The 15,643-nt window shown below is 63.0% G+C and carries 16 protein-coding genes; 7 read left to right on the top strand and 9 right to left on the bottom strand.

Going from position 1 to position 15,643, the window contains the following annotated elements; translation table 11 throughout:
- Nucleotides 1–8 precede the first annotated feature (8 nt).
- Nucleotides 9–767 carry an SDR family NAD(P)-dependent oxidoreductase gene (locus HU760_RS06590; protein ID WP_186677845.1) on the top strand — a complete coding sequence of 253 codons (759 nt, stop codon included), beginning with the start codon at nt 9–11 and terminating at the stop codon, nt 765–767.
- Nucleotides 768–803: 36 nt separating this feature from the next.
- Here HU760_RS06590 and HU760_RS06585 read toward each other — a convergent pair whose 3' ends face one another.
- The 7 genes from HU760_RS06585 to HU760_RS06560 form a co-directional block, all read right to left on the bottom strand.
- Nucleotides 804–1,670 carry an efflux RND transporter periplasmic adaptor subunit gene (locus HU760_RS06585; protein WP_186677843.1) on the bottom strand — a complete coding sequence of 289 codons (867 nt, stop codon included), beginning with the start codon at nt 1,668–1,670 and terminating at the stop codon, nt 804–806.
- Nucleotides 1,671–1,682: 12 nt separating this feature from the next.
- On the bottom strand, nt 1,683–1,889 hold the full coding sequence (locus tag HU760_RS06580; protein ID WP_186677840.1) for a DUF1656 domain-containing protein: 207 nt from the start codon (nt 1,887–1,889) through the stop codon (nt 1,683–1,685).
- On the bottom strand, nt 1,876–3,864 hold the full coding sequence (locus HU760_RS06575; protein WP_186677837.1) for an FUSC family protein: 1,989 nt from the start codon (nt 3,862–3,864) through the stop codon (nt 1,876–1,878). Before HU760_RS06575 ends, HU760_RS06580 begins: the two co-directional genes overlap by 14 nt.
- 236 nt (nt 3,865–4,100) lie before the next feature.
- Entirely contained in the window at nt 4,101–4,217 is a 117-nt protein-coding gene (gene ccoM, locus HU760_RS24575) for a cytochrome c oxidase subunit CcoM (RefSeq protein ID WP_008097462.1), read from the bottom strand.
- A 135-nt stretch (nt 4,218–4,352) separates the two neighbouring features.
- Entirely contained in the window at nt 4,353–4,514 is a 162-nt protein-coding gene (locus HU760_RS06570) for a hypothetical protein (RefSeq protein ID WP_170031798.1), read from the bottom strand.
- Nucleotides 4,515–4,581: 67 nt separating this feature from the next.
- Entirely contained in the window at nt 4,582–4,908 is a 327-nt protein-coding gene (locus HU760_RS06565; RefSeq protein WP_186677834.1) for an aspartate-semialdehyde dehydrogenase, read from the bottom strand.
- A gap of 63 nt (nt 4,909–4,971) precedes the next feature.
- Entirely contained in the window at nt 4,972–5,667 is a 696-nt protein-coding gene (locus HU760_RS06560) for a M949_RS01915 family surface polysaccharide biosynthesis protein (protein WP_186677831.1), read from the bottom strand.
- 175 nt (nt 5,668–5,842) lie between these two features.
- Between HU760_RS06560 and rapA the strand changes: the two genes are divergently transcribed.
- Nucleotides 5,843–8,689, top strand: coding sequence for an RNA polymerase-associated protein RapA (gene rapA, locus HU760_RS06555; protein WP_186677828.1), 2,847 nt, complete (start codon nt 5,843–5,845; stop codon nt 8,687–8,689).
- Nucleotides 8,690–8,758: 69 nt separating this feature from the next.
- On the opposite strand, the gene HU760_RS06550 is transcribed toward rapA, so the two are convergent.
- Both HU760_RS06550 and HU760_RS06545 read right to left on the bottom strand, forming a co-directional pair.
- Nucleotides 8,759–9,646 carry an NAD(P)-dependent oxidoreductase gene (locus HU760_RS06550; protein ID WP_186677825.1) on the bottom strand — a complete coding sequence of 296 codons (888 nt, stop codon included), beginning with the start codon at nt 9,644–9,646 and terminating at the stop codon, nt 8,759–8,761.
- A gap of 265 nt (nt 9,647–9,911) precedes the next feature.
- Nucleotides 9,912–10,223 carry a DUF2288 domain-containing protein gene (locus tag HU760_RS06545; RefSeq protein ID WP_186677822.1) on the bottom strand — a complete coding sequence of 104 codons (312 nt, stop codon included), beginning with the start codon at nt 10,221–10,223 and terminating at the stop codon, nt 9,912–9,914.
- A gap of 358 nt (nt 10,224–10,581) precedes the next feature.
- Between HU760_RS06545 and HU760_RS06540 the strand changes: the two genes are divergently transcribed.
- The 5 genes from HU760_RS06540 (at nt 10,582) to HU760_RS06520 (ending at nt 15,525) form a co-directional block, all read left to right on the top strand.
- On the top strand, nt 10,582–11,697 hold the full coding sequence (locus HU760_RS06540) for a branched-chain amino acid ABC transporter substrate-binding protein (protein ID WP_186677819.1): 1,116 nt from the start codon (nt 10,582–10,584) through the stop codon (nt 11,695–11,697).
- A 185-nt stretch (nt 11,698–11,882) separates the two neighbouring features.
- Nucleotides 11,883–12,806, top strand: a complete 924-nt coding sequence (gene livH, locus HU760_RS06535) for a high-affinity branched-chain amino acid ABC transporter permease LivH (protein ID WP_023379080.1) — start codon at nt 11,883–11,885, stop codon at nt 12,804–12,806.
- On the top strand, nt 12,803–14,059 hold the full coding sequence (locus HU760_RS06530) for a high-affinity branched-chain amino acid ABC transporter permease LivM (RefSeq protein ID WP_186677816.1): 1,257 nt from the start codon (nt 12,803–12,805) through the stop codon (nt 14,057–14,059). Before livH ends, HU760_RS06530 begins: the two co-directional genes overlap by 4 nt.
- Nucleotides 14,056–14,823: a high-affinity branched-chain amino acid ABC transporter ATP-binding protein LivG gene (gene livG, locus HU760_RS06525; RefSeq protein WP_186677814.1), complete on the top strand. Its 768-nt coding sequence runs from the start codon at nt 14,056–14,058 to the stop codon at nt 14,821–14,823. Before HU760_RS06530 ends, livG begins: the two co-directional genes overlap by 4 nt.
- Entirely contained in the window at nt 14,824–15,525 is a 702-nt protein-coding gene (locus HU760_RS06520; RefSeq protein ID WP_013973921.1) for an ABC transporter ATP-binding protein, read from the top strand. It abuts the gene before it with no gap.
- Nucleotides 15,526–15,643 lie beyond the last annotated feature (118 nt).

Here is a 15,643-nt window from a genome sequence, read left to right as displayed (position 1 = left end):
TTTTCACCATGCCCCGCAAGATTGCTCTCATCACTGGCGCCAGCCGCGGCCTGGGCCGCAATGCCGCCGAACACCTGGCCGCACGCGGTATCGACGTGATCGGCACCTACCACAGCAAGGCGGAAGAAGCACAGGGTGTGGCCGCCCGTCTGGAACAAGCCGGGGTCAAGGCGGCCATGTTGCCGCTGGACGTTGGCGACAGCAGCAGTTTCGCCGGCTTCGCCGAGCGCCTGGCAACCACCCTGCAACAGCAGTTTGGCCGCGAGCGTTTCGACTTCCTGGTGAACAATGCCGGGATCGGGCTGAACGTACCGTATACCGAGACCAGCGAGGCGAAGTTCGACCAGTTGCTGAACATTCAGTTGAAAGGGCCGTTCTTCCTTACCCAGCGCCTGTTGCCGCTGCTGGTGGACAATGGCCGCATCGTCAATATTTCCAGCGGTCTGGCGCGCTTTGCCCTGCCAGGGTATGCCGCCTACGCCGCGATGAAGGGCGCGATGGAAGTGCTCACCCGCTACCAGGCCAAGGAACTCGGTGCACGCGGCATTCGGGTGAATATTCTGGCGCCGGGCGCGATCGAGACCGATTTCGGCGGGGGTGTGGTAAGGGACAACCGCGAGGTGAACGAATATATTGCCGGCAACACGGCGTTGGGCCGGGTGGGCTTGCCGGATGATATCGGCGCGGCGATTGCGCTGTTGCTCGAAGACGGGAATGGCTGGATAACCGGGCAGCGGCTGGAGGTGTCGGGCGGGATGTTTCTCTGAACCGGGATACTGGGGCCGCGCTGCGGCCCCAAGGGACTACTTCTTCAGGTCCTCATGCACCTGCACACTCGCCGTCATCCCGGCACTCAGGATCACCCCCTCCGGCACCTGGTCCAGACGGATACGTACCGGGATGCGCTGCGCCAGCCGCACCCAGTTGAACGTCGGTTCCACCTCCGGCAGCAACTGGCTGTCCGGGTTGCTGTTGCGGTCGGTGATGCCGCGGCTGATGCTCTCCACGTGCCCCTGCATCGGCTCGCCTGCGCCCATCAGCCAGACCTTTACCGTGTCCCCCACGCGAATGCGCGGCAGCTTGGTTTCCTCGAAATAGGCCTGGATATAGAAGGTCGCATCATCGACCAGCGCCATCACCGATTCCCCAGTGTTCACATAGTTGCCTTCGGCCAGTCGCAGGTTGGTGATATGCCCGCTGCGAGGTGCCCGTACTTCACTACGTGCCAGGTTGATCCTGGCAATCTGCAACTGCGCCTCGGCCTCATGCAATTCGCCACGCGCAATGGCCGCATTGATCTGGGCATTCTCACGCAGTTCGGCACTGATCGCTTCTGGCCCAAGGGCGGTACGCCGGGCCGCTTCACGCTCGCGCAGGCGCAGCTGCTGGGCACGGGTTTCGGTCACGGCGCTGGCCTGGTCGAAAGCCGCCTGAAAGCGCTCGCGGTCGATAGTCATCAACAGGTCGCCCGCCTTGACCTGTTGGTTGTCACGGACTTTCAGCTCACGCACCCAGCCCGATACGTCCGGAGCGATCACCACCACATCGGCGCGCACGCGGGCATCGCGCGTCCAGGGAGTGAGCATGTAGTACTGCCACAGCTGGTAGCCGGCGAACACAGCCAGCGCTACCACACACAAGGTCACCAGAATACGTACGGCCGCACGCATCGAAACACTCCTTTATAAAGCCCCCAGCAGTCGCACCACCAGGAACAACACACAAACGAACAGCGCCGCGTCGAACAGCGCCTCATGCCAGATCCAGCGCCCCAACGGCGTGGCCTGCACCACCAGGCGCAGCACACCGGTGAGCACCAGCGCCAGCAACACATAGACCAGGAACGGGCTGAACAGCACGCCGCCCATTTCCCACTCACGCAACCCCATGGGCTTCCTCCTGCCAGCGGCACCACTTGGCCCAGCTTTTCTGTAATTGCAACACCGCCCCTTCGGCCAAGCGCAGCGGGTCGCTCGACGGCTGCCGGCGCAAGGCACCTATGAATGCTTCGCTGCTGGTATCCAGGCTATGACCACGCCCAGGCGCCGGCCCTTTGGCCAGCACCGCTTCCAGCTGCTGCAGATAGTCGCGCTCGGCCTGCCCCAGCGGGGCCTGGGCAACGGCCAGGCACATGCGCAGGTGGACCAGTTCATCACCAATATCCAGCCCGTGCAGGCCGTCATCCCAGCGTTTGCGCTCACTGTCGGGCAGTTCACCGGCATGCCGCGCCAGCTGCATCAGGCGGTCAGCCATACGCCCGCCAAACCAGCTGTCGGCCCCACGCAGGTCGCGCCGGGTCAGGCGCACCAGGTCACTCTGAGTCGCCGCTCGCAGGCGCCGGCCCAGCCAGGCCGGATGGCGGAACACCAGCAAGCGGAAGGCCATTACCGCCGCCGACACACCTACCAGCATGGCCAAGGCACTGTTGAGCAACGTGGCCACACCGAACTGCATGGCATTAAGCGGCGAAACCAGCACGATGAAGTGCAGGCAATAGGAGGTGGCCGTGGCGCCGGTGCGTGGATGCGCCATGCCCAGTGCCCCCAGAAACAGCGGCACGCCCATGCCCAGGCAGAGCATGGCGAAGCTGCTCCATTGCGGCAGCAGTATCTGCCCGACCAGAAACGCCGCGGGCACCGCCAGGAAGATCCCCCGCAAGAAGCTCAGGCCGATCTGAGCACCGTTCTCACGGCTGGCGAACAGGCTGCACACCACACAGGTGAGCACCAGCCCACCCGGTGCCGACGGCCAGGCCGTGGCCAACCAGAAGCCGCTCATCGTCAGAAAGGCCAACGCACTGCGTGAGCCGAACAATAGGGCAAGCGACCAGTCACGATGCACCGCCAGGCCTTGGGACACATCCTTGGGCGCCCTGCCCGCCTCCACGTCCTCCAGCGCCTGGCTGGCGGCCATGGCGTAATCCAGCAGCAAGGCCATGCGCGCCAGGCAGAAGTGCTCCGCCGAACTGATCTGCTCGGCGTGAGCGGCATCCCAGATACGCTGGCGCAGCAACAGCAGGCTGGGCGGGTCGGGCTTACCCAGCAGCCCACGCACCTGCTCCAGCCAAGGCGCCAGGTGTTCGGCCTCGTGTTGGTCAAGTTGTCGCCATTGTCGGCGCACCGAGCGAGATATGCGCAACAGCACCATCAGTTTCTGGCTCAGGCCACGAATGGCGCGTGCACGCTGGCGCCCCCGGCTGCCTTCGAACCAGGCGTGTTCGCGCTGGCTGTCGATGGCAACGATCCGCCCCAGACTCTCCAGCAAGCCTTTGCGCGCCTGGTCTTCACCGCCCAGCATGGCACTGGCGGCCTGCAGGCCGTTCTGCCAGGCCTGGCGAGCCTGACCACCCAGTTGCTGCTCGACGCGCATGGGCCAGAGCAAGGCACTGCTGGCAGTGGCACAGAAAATACCCAGGCAAATCTCGGTGCAGCGTGCGACGGCCTGGTCGAACACCTGCAGCGGGTGGTCGATGGCCGGCAAGGCGATGATCGCTGCGGTGTAGCCGGCCAGCACGAAGGCATAGGCCCAGGCGCTGCGCAGCTGGGTGGAGGCGGCAGTGCACAGGGCCAACCACAGCGCCAGGGTCAGCAGGAACAGGCCCGGGGTCTGGGCGAACAGGCCGATGAGCAGCACCGACATGAGCGTACCGACCAAGGTCCCGGCCAGCCGCGCCAGCCCCTTCTGCACCACCATGCCCGACAGCGGCTGGGCGACGATGAAAGCGGTCATCAATGCCCAGGCCGGTTGTTCCAGGCCCCAGCGCATCGCCAGCCACAATGCCAGGCCGCCACCGAACAGGGTCTTGATGGCGAACTTCAGGGCGAGGCTGCTGGGGGCGAACAGGGCCTGGAGGGTGATAGGCACGAGGCGGACCTTGCTGGGATGGCTTGTTCAAAGATAGACAACGGGAAGGAGAATAAAGCGAAACCTATTAATTAGCTAGCTAATCATCTTCATAGCTGACAGATCTTCTGCACCGAGCTGTTCGCGCGCTATCCCGCTCGCAGACGAATCGCACCCAGGTCGGCACAAATCGCAGGCAAAAAAAATGGGCGACCGAAGTCGCCCCAAATGCCTTGCGTGCTCGTGTACCCGGAAGGTCAGCGCGGCTTGCGCTTGTTCGAGTCCTTCCAGATGAAAATGCCCAGACCGGCAAAGAATGCAAACATCAACCCGACCGTTACCACTCCGGCGATAACCACATTGTCGAAGAACATGCTGGCCTCCCCATTCGTTTGCCGTTGTCCGATGGGTGCACATTAACCAATGTCTGGGGCGGGAAAATTGATCGGTGTCAATGGTGCCCGGGGCCGGGCACGCGAGGCGGGTGCAGGGTTGACCTGCGTCAAGTTTCAGCGCTTCTTCGGCTTGCCCTTGGGCTTCTTTTTCTTGCCGGTGTTCAGCGGCAGCGCCTGTTCGAATGCATTGCGCATTTCGTTCAGACGCTTTTCCTTGAGGTCGTGGGCGCGCTTGGCGCGTTCGGCATCGAAATCGATGAGGTTGTCTTGGCTCATGGGCGGGCTCGACGATCAACTGAGACTTGCATGATGAAGCCAGGCGCTGGCGCTGACCAGCCCTACCTCAGACTTCGATGTCCACCAGCAGCCCTTGGCGTGCATGCTCGCCCATCAACGGCGCCACCGGGACGGTGTTGTCGGCGTTGACCTCATCACCCGGCATCGCGCTGTAGCGCTCGTCGTCGTCCTTGTGCCGGCGTTGCTGGCGGCGTTGCTCATCGCGCAGCAGCAGCGCCTGCTCCTGCGGGTCACGCTGGCGCTTGAGGTCGATGGCACTTTCACTGGATGCAGGCTGCGTCGGTACCACCGGTTTGATATCGGGGGTCGGCTTGACCGGATCTTGTTGTGAAGTCACCGGAGCGGCACTGAGCGGAATGATCGGTGGCAACATGGACGTTCTCCTATGCCCTCTGTATCGGCAGGCGCAGATTTACCTTGAAGGCATGGACAACAGTTATTCGGTTTCGTCGTCAGCATCATCCACGGCGGGCGGGCTGGCCTCGCTCCAGGGCCGCTTGTAAACCTGCTGCCAGACCGCGTCCATATGCTCGCGCAGCACCTGCGGTGCGGATTTGAGCGAGGCGCTGTCCTCGCGCTCACCGCCGATCGGCTCTTCACCCGCCGGGGTGATCAGGGACTGGCCGGTGATGGTGTAGCTGGCCTGCCCTTCGCGCATCTCGATGGCGATGTCGTGCGGATCGATGCCGCCGCCGCAAAAGGCGTGGCTGCCCACCGTCACCTCGGCGACGCCGTCCTTGTTCAGGTCGCTGACATCACTGACATCGTTGTAGAAATCCACATCCAGGTCCAGCCCCGGGCAGGTGGTTTCCTGCTCGATCTGCCAGCGCGCCTTGAACGCGTCGCTTTCGGCGCTACGCCCGTACAAGGTGGCCTTGAGTACCACCTTGTCCACTTCCTGTTCACTTTCCGGGTCGCTGGCCTGGCCATCGCTGCGGCTCAGTACCAGCAGGCCTTCACCGTCGCGGTCACGAAAATGCACGCTCTTGATCGGCGTCTGCACGCCCAGTACCTCGAGCTGCTCCATCGGAATGGCGGGCAAGGTTGCAAAGTTTTTCTGCTCGCAGGCGGCCAGCAGCAACAGGCTGCCCACGGCCATCGAGGTGCTGATCCAGCGGTGCTTGGCAGACATGGTGATCCGAGGCCCTCTTCAGCCGCACGGTATGAGCGATGAAACGGCTAGACTGTGGCTTGGCCTGTGGCGGCCTGTTGCTGAATTTGCGCATCTTTCGGTGCGCTCGGCACTTTGGTCCGACCGGCCGATCCGTTAACATAATCGGCTTTTTCATCGCGGGAGTTCAGGCAGTATGGCGCAGCAGTATCAACCGGGGCAACGCTGGATCAGCGACAGCGAAGCCGAGCTCGGCCTGGGTACCATCCTGGCGCAGGATGGCCGCCTGTTGACCGTGCTCTACCCGGCCACTGGCGACACCCGCCAGTATTCCCTGCGCAACGCGCCGCTGACCCGCGTGCGCTTCTCGCCAGGTGACCAGATCACCCACTTCGAAGGCTGGAAGCTGACCGTGCGCGAGGTCGAGGACATCGACGGGCTGATGGTCTACCACGGCCTGGACGGGCAGAACCAGCCACGCACCCTGCCAGAAACCCAGCTGTCGAACTTCATCCAGTTCCGCCTGGCCAGCGACCGTCTGTTCGCCGGGCAGATCGACCCGCTGTCGTGGTTCAGCCTGCGCTACAACACCCTGCAGCACACCAGCAAACAGATGCAGTCGGCGCTGTGGGGCCTGGGTGGCTGCCGCGCCCAGCCCATCGCCCACCAGTTGCACATCGCCCGCGAGGTGGCTGACCGCAGCGCGCCGCGTGTACTGCTCGCCGACGAAGTGGGCCTGGGCAAGACCATCGAGGCCGGCCTGGTGATTCACCGTCAGCTGCTGTCGGGGCGCGCCAGCCGGGTACTGATCCTGGTACCGGAAAACCTCCAGCACCAGTGGCTGGTGGAGATGCGCCGGCGCTTCAACCTGCAGGTGGCGCTGTTCGACGCAGAACGCTTCATCGAAAGCGATGCCAGCAACCCGTTCGAGGATGCCCAGCTGGCGCTGGTGGCCCTGGAGTGGCTGGTCGACGACGAAAAGGCCCAGGACGCGCTGTTCGCCGCCGGCTGGGACCTGATGGTAGTCGACGAAGCCCACCACCTGGTCTGGCACGAAGACCAGGCCAGTGCCGAATATGGCCTGGTCGAACAGCTGGCCCAGGTAATCCCGGGCGTGCTGCTGCTCACCGCCACTCCCGAACAGCTCGGCCAGGACAGCCACTTCGCCCGCTTGCGTCTGCTCGACCCCAACCGTTTCCATGACCTGGCGGCCTTCCGCGCCGAGAGCGAGCATTATCGCCCGGTGGCTGAAGCCGTTCAGGAATTGCTCGACGAAGGTCGCCTGTCCCCCCAGGCCCACGCTACCATCCAGGGCTTCCTCGGTGCCGAAGGCGAAGCCCTGCTGGCCGCCGTCAGCGACGGCGACACCCAGGCCAGCGCACGCTTGATCCGCGAGCTGCTCGACCGCCACGGCACCGGCCGCGTGCTGTTCCGCAACACCCGCGCGGCCATCCAGGGCTTCCCTGAGCGCCAACTGCACCCTTACCCGCTGGCCACGCCCGAGCAATACCGCGACCTGCCAGCCGGCGAGCATGCCGAGCTGTACCCGGAAGTCGCCTTCCAGGCCCAGGGGGAGGTGGCCGACGACGAGCGCTGGTGGCGTTTCGACCCGCGCGTCGACTGGTTGATCGACACCCTGAAGATGCTCAAGCGCACCAAGGTGCTGGTGATTTGCGCTCATGCCGAAACCGCGATGGACCTGGAAGACGCCCTGCGCGTGCGCTCCGGCATCCCGGCCTCGGTGTTCCATGAGGGCATGAGCATCCTCGAACGCGACCGTGCCGCCGCCTACTTCGCCGACGAAGAATTCGGCGCACAGGTACTGATCTGCTCCGAAATCGGTAGCGAAGGCCGCAACTTCCAGTTTGCCCACCACCTGGTGATGTTCGACCTGCCGGCGCATCCGGACCTGCTTGAACAGCGCATCGGCCGCCTCGACCGCATCGGCCAGAAGCACACCATCCAGTTGCACATCCCGTATCTGCAGGACAGCCCACAGGAGCGCCTGTTCCAGTGGTACCACCAGGGCCTCAACGCCTTCCTCAACACCTGCCCGACCGGCAACGCCCTGCAGCACCAGTTCGGCCCGCGCCTGCTGCCGCTGCTCGAAGGGGGCGAAAGCAAGGCCTGGGAAGCGCTGGTAGCCGATGCCCGCAGCGAGCGCGAACGCCTGGAAGCCGAACTGCATACCGGCCGCGACCGCCTGCTGGAACTGAACTCCGGCGGTGGCGGTGAAGGCCAGGCACTGGTCGAGGCGATTCTCGAACAGGACGACCAGTTCGCCCTGCCGATCTACATGGAAACCCTGTTCGACGCGTTCGGCATCGACAGCGAAGACCATTCGGAAAACGCCCTGATCCTCAAGCCGAGCGAGAAGATGCTCGACGCCAGCTTCCCGCTGGGTGACGACGAAGGCGTGACCATTACCTACGACCGTGGCCAGGCCCTGTCGCGCGAGGACATGCAGTTCCTCACCTGGGAACACCCGATGGTGCAAGGCGGCATGGACCTGGTGCTGTCCGGCTCGATGGGTAATACCGCCGTGGCGCTGATCAAGAACAAGGCGCTCAAGCCCGGCACCGTGCTGCTTGAGCTGTTGTTCGTCAGTGAAGTGGTGGCGCCGCGCAGCCTGCAGCTGGGCCGTTACCTGCCACCGGCGGCACTGCGCTGCCTGCTCGATGCCAACGGCAACGACCTGGCATCACGCGTGGCTTTCGAAACCCTCAACGACCAGCTCGAGAGCGTACCGCGCGCCAGCGCCAACAAGTTCGTCCAGGCGCAACGCGACGTGCTGGCCAAGCGCATCAGCAGTGGCGAGGCCAAAGTCCTGCCGGCCCACGTCGAGCGCGTGGCCGAAGCCCAGCGCCGCCTGGCGGCGGAAGCTGATGAAGAGCTGGCCCGCCTGGTTGCACTGCAAGCGGTCAACCCGAGCGTGCGCGACAGCGAGATCGAGGCGCTGCGCAAGCAGCGTGAAGAGGGCCTGGCGATGCTGGAAAAAGCGGCCCTGCGCCTGGAAGCCATCCGCGTGCTGGTGGCAGGCTAGCCTGCCAGGTCGCCCTGCGCCGCTGTGGCACTGCAGCTGCCGGAGCGGCTGCAGCAACCAGCGGTGTAGTCAACCCTTGCTGCGGTAAAGTTCGACCAGGGTCGCCGGATCTTTTTCCAGGTAGCCCTGGCTTGCATGCAAGCGCATCAGCTGTGCGGCCAGGCCACTGAGTGGCGTCGCCGAGCCTTGCTCGCGGGACAGCTTCACCGCGCTATCAAGATCCTTGAGCAGCGTGCGCACGTGCCATTTGATCGGTTCGAAGCGGCTCTCGGCCATTTGCGGCGCGAGGATCTGCAGCGGCCTGGAATCGGCAAAGCCACCAGCCAGTGCTTCGGCGATCAGGGTCGCATCCACCCCAGACTGCTCAGCCAACGCCACCACTTCGGCGATGACCAGGGCATTGCACGCCACGATCATCTGGTTGCAGGCCTTGGTTACCTGCCCTGCCCCCACCGCGCCCATGTGCGTCACGCGCTGGCCAAGCACCTGCAACACCGGGCGCGCGCGCTCCAGGTCCGCCGCTGCGCCACCGACCATGATCGCCAAGGTACCGGCTTCGGCACCCGGTGTGCCGCCTGACACAGGGGCATCCAGCCAGGCCATGCCGCACAGGGCCGCGAGCTCGGCGGCCATTTCTCGCGTCGCGGTGGGTTCCAGGCTGGAGAAATCGACCAGTAACTGGCCGCTGCGTCCGCCCTGGGCAATACCTTGCTCGCCGAACACCACCTCGCGGACCACGGCCGTGTCGGCCAGGCACAGCAGCACCATGTCGCTGTCGCGGCACAGTTCGGCAGGGCTGCTGGCCAGGCGCGCGCCAGCCGCGACCAGTGCAGCGCACTTGTCCGGGCTGCGGTTCCATACCGTCAGCGGGTAACCCGCTGCCAGCAGGCGCCGACACATAGGCAGGCCCATCAGGCCGATGCCGGCGAATCCAAGCGAAGGTAGTTTTGAGTTCATCAATGACTCCGGACAAATTCGATATCGATCCGGGCCGCTTTGCGGCCTTCGCGGGCGCGCCCGCTCCCACAGGACCAGCGCTGGTCTGAAGAGCAACATCTGACCTGTGGGAGCGGGCATGCCCGCGAAGGGCTGCAAGGCAGCCCCCCATTACGCATCCCGTAAAATGTTACCGCCACGCCGAATTGTTACTTACCTCTACTCGCCTTGAGCGCCTTCAAGCACCAGAACGGAGCTGCTGCGCATTTTCGCGCACCAAAAACGATCACGCTTCTGCCGGGCGCTTCACCTGGATCACGATGAACGGTGAAACCACCACGGCCCAGATCTCTGGATCGCGGCTTTGCAGGTCCAGGGCCTGCTCGGCCGTCACCGGGCCAACAGTGCCATCACTACGCCACTTGGCGAAGATTTCGCTGCGATTCTCGGCCATCGCCTCGGCAACGGTGATCAGGTCCAGGCTCGGGTCGACCCAAATCAGGTCACCCTTGGCCCAGAAACGCTCCAGCGCTTTCCATTCGATGATTGCCGTCTCGCCAAGCAATTTGGCATAGAGGGTGCTTGTGTGATCAGTCATGGGCGGTATCCGCAGAAATCGGTCAATTAAAAGGCCGGCATTTTTGCAGAAAAACCCGGTTTCAAATATGTAATTTGGTCGACGGATCCCGGAGTTACGGGGTGGGATCGTAGATGCTGGCAGCTGAATGGCGCCTTTTTATATCTTTATGTCGACCATGCGACAACCCAGGAAACAGGCACTTTTCGAACGCTTTTCAAGCGCTTGGACAGCGCTCTACACTGTACCGGTACAGTTCCGGGACATGTTCCGGGGGAAGGTGGGCTTGCGCGTTGGCATGGCCACGCCGCAAATCCCGCCCGGTCTGTAGCCCTGGCCGCCAGGACTATAAGAATTACAACAGAATGAGTGGAGCACTATGATCAAGATTTCCAAGCTGTTCGCCGCAATGGTTCTGGCCGGGGTAGCCAGCCATTCGTTTGCCGCTGATACCATCAAGATCGGGATTGCAGGCCCTAAAACCGGCCCTGTAACCCAGTACGGCGACATGCAGTTCATCGGCGCCAAGCAGGCCATCAAAGATATCAACGCCGCGGGCGGCGTGGATGGCAAGATGCTCGAAGCCAAGGAATACGACGACGCCTGCGACCCTAAACAGGCCGTTGCAATCGCCAACAAAGTGGTCAACGACGGCGTCAAGTTCGTCATCGGCCACCTGTGCTCCAGCTCCACCCAGCCAGCGTCCGATATCTACGAAGACGAAGGCGTGATCATGATCACCCCCGCCGCCACCTCGCCGGAAATCACCGCCCGTGGCTACAAGCTGGTCTTCCGCACCATCGGCCTGGACAGCGCCCAGGGCCCGGCAGCCGGCAACTACATTGCCGACCACGTCAAGCCGAAAGTGGTTGCGGTACTGCACGACAAGCAGCAGTACGGTGAAGGTATCGCCACTGCGGTCAAGCAGACCCTCGAGAAAAAAGGCACCAAGGTTGCCGTGTTCGAAGGCCTGAACGCCGGTGACAAGGACTTCTCCTCGATCATCCAGAAGCTCAAGCAGAACAACGTCGACTTCGTCTACTACGGCGGCTACCACCCAGAGCTGGGCCTGATCCTGCGCCAGGCTCAGGAAAAAGGCCTGAAAGCCAAGTTCATGGGCCCGGAAGGCGTGGGCAACGACTCCATCTCGCAGATCGCCCAGAACGCCTCCGAAGGCCTGCTGGTGACCCTGCCGAAGTCGTTCGACGCAGACCCTGCGAACAAGAAGATCGTCGAAGCCATCAAGGCTGACGGCAAGGACCCAAGCGGCCCGTTCGTGTTCCCGGCCTACTCGGCTGTCGAACTGATCGCCCAGGGCATCAAGGCTGCCAAGTCCGAAGACACCGACAAGGTGGCCGAGGCCATCCACGCCGGTACCTTCAAGACCCCGACCGGCGACCTTTCCTTCGACGCCAAAGGCGACCTGAAAGACTTCAAGTTCGTGGTCTACGAATGGCACTTCGGCAAGCCGAAGACCGAAGTCTCCCCTCAGTAACTGCGTGACTAATAGCTGACCTAGGAGCCCACTGTGCGAGCAGTGGGCTTTGTTTTACGAGGTTCATGGGCCTGATCCCCGCGATCCGGGGGCAGGTTCACCTGAAAATCTTAAAACCGTCACCCGCGGTTTCCTGGCCGTACCCCCGCCAGCGAAATGCAAATCAGGTTTTTAGGAGCGCTGTAATGCCTGAGATCTACCATTTCTTCCAACAACTGGTTAATGGATTGACCATTGGCAGCACCTATGCCTTGATCGCCATCGGCTACACGATGGTGTACGGCATCATTGGCATGATCAACTTCGCCCACGGCGAGGTGTACATGATCGGTTCCTACGTGGCCTTCATCGCCCTGGCGGGCCTGGCCATGATGGGTATCCATTCGCTGCCGATCCTGATGACCGTCGCCTTCGTCGCGACGATCTTCGTCACCAGTGCCTATGGCTACAGTATTGAGCGCGTCGCCTACCGCCCCCTGCGCAACAGCAACCGGCTGATCCCGCTGATTTCCGCCATCGGCATGTCGATCTTCCTGCAGAACACCGTCTTGCTGTCGCAAGACTCCAAGGACAAGTCCATCCCCAACCTGATCCCCGGAAGCTTCTCCTTCGGGCCGGGCGGTGCGGAAGAAGTTCTGGTTTCCTACATGCAGATCCTGGTGTTCGTGGTCACCCTGGTGGCCATGACCTGCCTCACCCTGTTCATCTCCCGTTCCCGCCTGGGCCGCGCCTGCCGCGCCTGCGCCGAGGACATCAAGATGGCCAACCTGCTGGGCATCAACACCAACAACATCATCGCCCTCACCTTCGTCATCGGTGCCGCCCTGGCGGCAGTGGCGGCCGTGCTGCTGAGCATGCAGTACGGGGTGATCAACCCCAACGCCGGTTTCCTGGTGGGCCTGAAGGCCTTCACCGCAGCGGTGCTGGGTGGCATCGGCAGCATCCCGGGCGCCATGCTCGGCGGGCTGGTGCTGGGCGTGGCCGAAGCGTTCGGTGCCGATATCTTCGGCGACCAGTACAAGGACGTGGTGGCATTCGGCTTGTTGGTTCTTGTCCTGCTATTCCGGCCGACCGGCATCCTGGGCCGCCCGGAGGTTGAAAAAGTATGAACAGAAATCTCAAACAGGCGTTCTTCAGCGCCTTGCTGGTCTGGGCCGTGGCCTTCCCGGTACTGGGCCTGAAACTGAGCATCGACGGCATCAGCCTGGCGGTGCACAGCCAGGGCTCGTTCACCATCAGTATCATCGCCGTGTGTTCGGTGCTGATGTTCCTGCGCGTGCTGTTCGACAAGCAATGGAGCGCGGTGATGGGCCGCCGTTCGGATCGCAAACTGATCCCGCCGGCCGTCAGCAACTACCTGACCCTGCCGAAAACCCAGCGCTACGTGATCCTGGGCCTGATTGTCGCGGCACTGGTGTGGCCGTTCTTCGGTTCACGCGGTGCGGTCGACATTGCCACGCTGATCCTGATCTACGTGTTGCTGGGCCTGGGCCTGAACATCGTGGTCGGTTTGGCAGGCCTGCTCGACCTCGGTTACGTCGGTTTCTATGCCGTCGGTGCCTACAGCTACGCCATGCTCTCGCACTACCTGGGCTGGAGCTTCTGGGTGTGCCTGCCGATCGCCGGCCTGATGTCCGCCACCTTCGGCTTCCTGCTCGGCTTCCCGGTGCTGCGCCTGCGCGGCGACTACCTGGCGATCGTGACCCTCGGTTTCGGCGAGATCATCCGCCTGTTCCTGCGTAACCTCACCGACTGGACCGGCGGCCCCAACGGCATCAGCAACATCCCCAAACCGGAGTTCTTCGGCCTCACCTTCGAACGCCGTGCCGCCGAGGGCATGCAAACCTTCCATGAGTTCTTCGGGCTGGAATACAACTCGATCAACAAGGTCATCTTCCTCTACCTGGTGGCTCTGCTGCTGGCACTGCTGGCGCTGTTCGTGATCAACCGCCTGCTGCGCATGCCGATCGGCCGCGCCTGGGAAGCCCTGCGCGAAGACGAGATCGCCTGCCGTGCCCTGGGCCTGAACCCGACCGTGATCAAGCTTTCGGCCTTCACCCTGGGTGCCTGCTTCGCCGGTTTCGCCGGCAGCTTCTTCGCTGCGCGCCAAGGCCTGGTGACGCCGGAGTCGTTCACCTTCATCGAGTCGGCGATCATCCTCGCCATCGTCGTGCTCGGCGGCATGGGCTCACAACTGGGCGTGATTCTCGCGGCCATCGTGATGATCCTGCTGCCAGAGCTGATGCGTGAGTTCAGCGAATACCGGATGCTGATGTTCGGTGCGCTGATGGTGTTGATGATGATCTGGCGTCCGCAAGGCTTGCTGCCTATGCAACGACCACACATGGAGCTGCATCGATGAGCCGTGAAATTCTGCAAGTCAGCGGCCTGAGCATGCGCTTCGGCGGCTTGTTGGCGGTCAACGGCGTGGGCCTGACCGTCAAGGAAAAACAGGTGGTGGCACTGATCGGCCCGAATGGCGCCGGCAAGACCACGGTGTTCAACTGCCTGACCGGTTTCTACAAACCCAGCGGCGGCAGCATCCTGCTCGATGGCCAGCCGATCCAGGGCCTGGCCGGCCACCAGATCGCCCGCAAGGGCGTGGTGCGGACCTTCCAGAACGTGCGCCTGTTCAAGGAAATGACCGCGCTGGAAAACCTGCTGATCGCCCAGCACCGCCACCTGAACACCAACTTCTTCGCCGGCCTGTTCAAGACCCCGAGCTTCCGCCGCAGCGAGAAGGAGGCCATGGAACGCGCGCAGTACTGGCTGGAAAAGGTCAACCTGACCGAATTCGCCAACCGTACCGCCGGCACCCTCGCCTACGGCCAGCAGCGTCGCCTGGAAATCGCCCGCTGCATGATGACCCAACCGCGGATCATCATGCTCGACGAGCCTGCAGCTGGCCTGAACCCCAAGGAAACCGAAGACCTCAAGGCCTTGATCGCGTACCTGCGTGAGTCTCACAACGTCACCGTGCTGCTGATCGAGCACGACATGAAGCTGGTGATGAGCATTTCCGACCACATCGTCGTGATCAACCAGGGCACCCCCCTGGCCCACGGCACCCCGGAGGAAATCCGCGACAACCCTGAAGTGATCAAAGCCTACCTGGGGGAAGCGTAAATGCTGAAGTTCGAGAACGTTTCCACCTTCTACGGCAAGATCCAGGCGCTGCACAGCGTCAACGTGGAAATCAACCAGGGCGAGATCGTTACCCTGATCGGTGCCAACGGTGCCGGCAAATCGACCCTGCTGATGACCCTGTGCGGCTCGCCGCAGGCGCACAGCGGCAGCATCAAGTACCTGGGTGAAGAACTGGTCGGCCAACCGTCTTCGCACATCATGCGCAAGAGCATCGCGGTGGTGCCGGAAGGCCGCCGTGTGTTCTCCCGCCTGACCGTCGAGGAAAACCTGGCGATGGGTGGTTTCTTTACCGACAAGGGCGATTACCAGGAGCAGCTGGACAAGGTGCTGCAGCTGTTCCCGCGCCTGAAGGAGCGTTATATCCAGCGTGGCGGCACCATGTCCGGTGGCGAGCAGCAGATGCTCGCCATTGGCCGGGCGCTGATGAGCAAGCCGAAGTTGCTGCTGCTCGACGAGCCCTCGCTGGGCCTGGCGCCGATCATCATCCAGCAGATCTTCGACATCATCGAACAGCTGCGCCGTGATGGCGTGACGGTGTTCCTGGTGGAGCAGAACGCCAACCAGGCGCTGAAGATCGCCGATCGGGCCTATGTGCTGGAGAACGGCCGGGTCGTGATGCAAGGCACCGGTGAGGCACTGCTGACTGACCCGAAGGTGCGCGACGCGTATCTGGGGGGATAAGCTTCGAAGTAGAAAGGAGACAGCTGGCAGGGTGTCCATGACGCCCGCCACGCAGCCCGACACCTCAATGCTCTAAGATGAATGGTACAACGCATTGAGGTTGTCGGTCTCGAAGCAC

The organism is Pseudomonas oryzicola (genome assembly GCF_014269185.2).
GTDB classification, from domain to species: Bacteria; Pseudomonadota; Gammaproteobacteria; order Pseudomonadales; family Pseudomonadaceae; genus Aquipseudomonas; species Aquipseudomonas oryzicola.
This window is presented reverse-complemented; position numbering and strand designations above follow the sequence as displayed.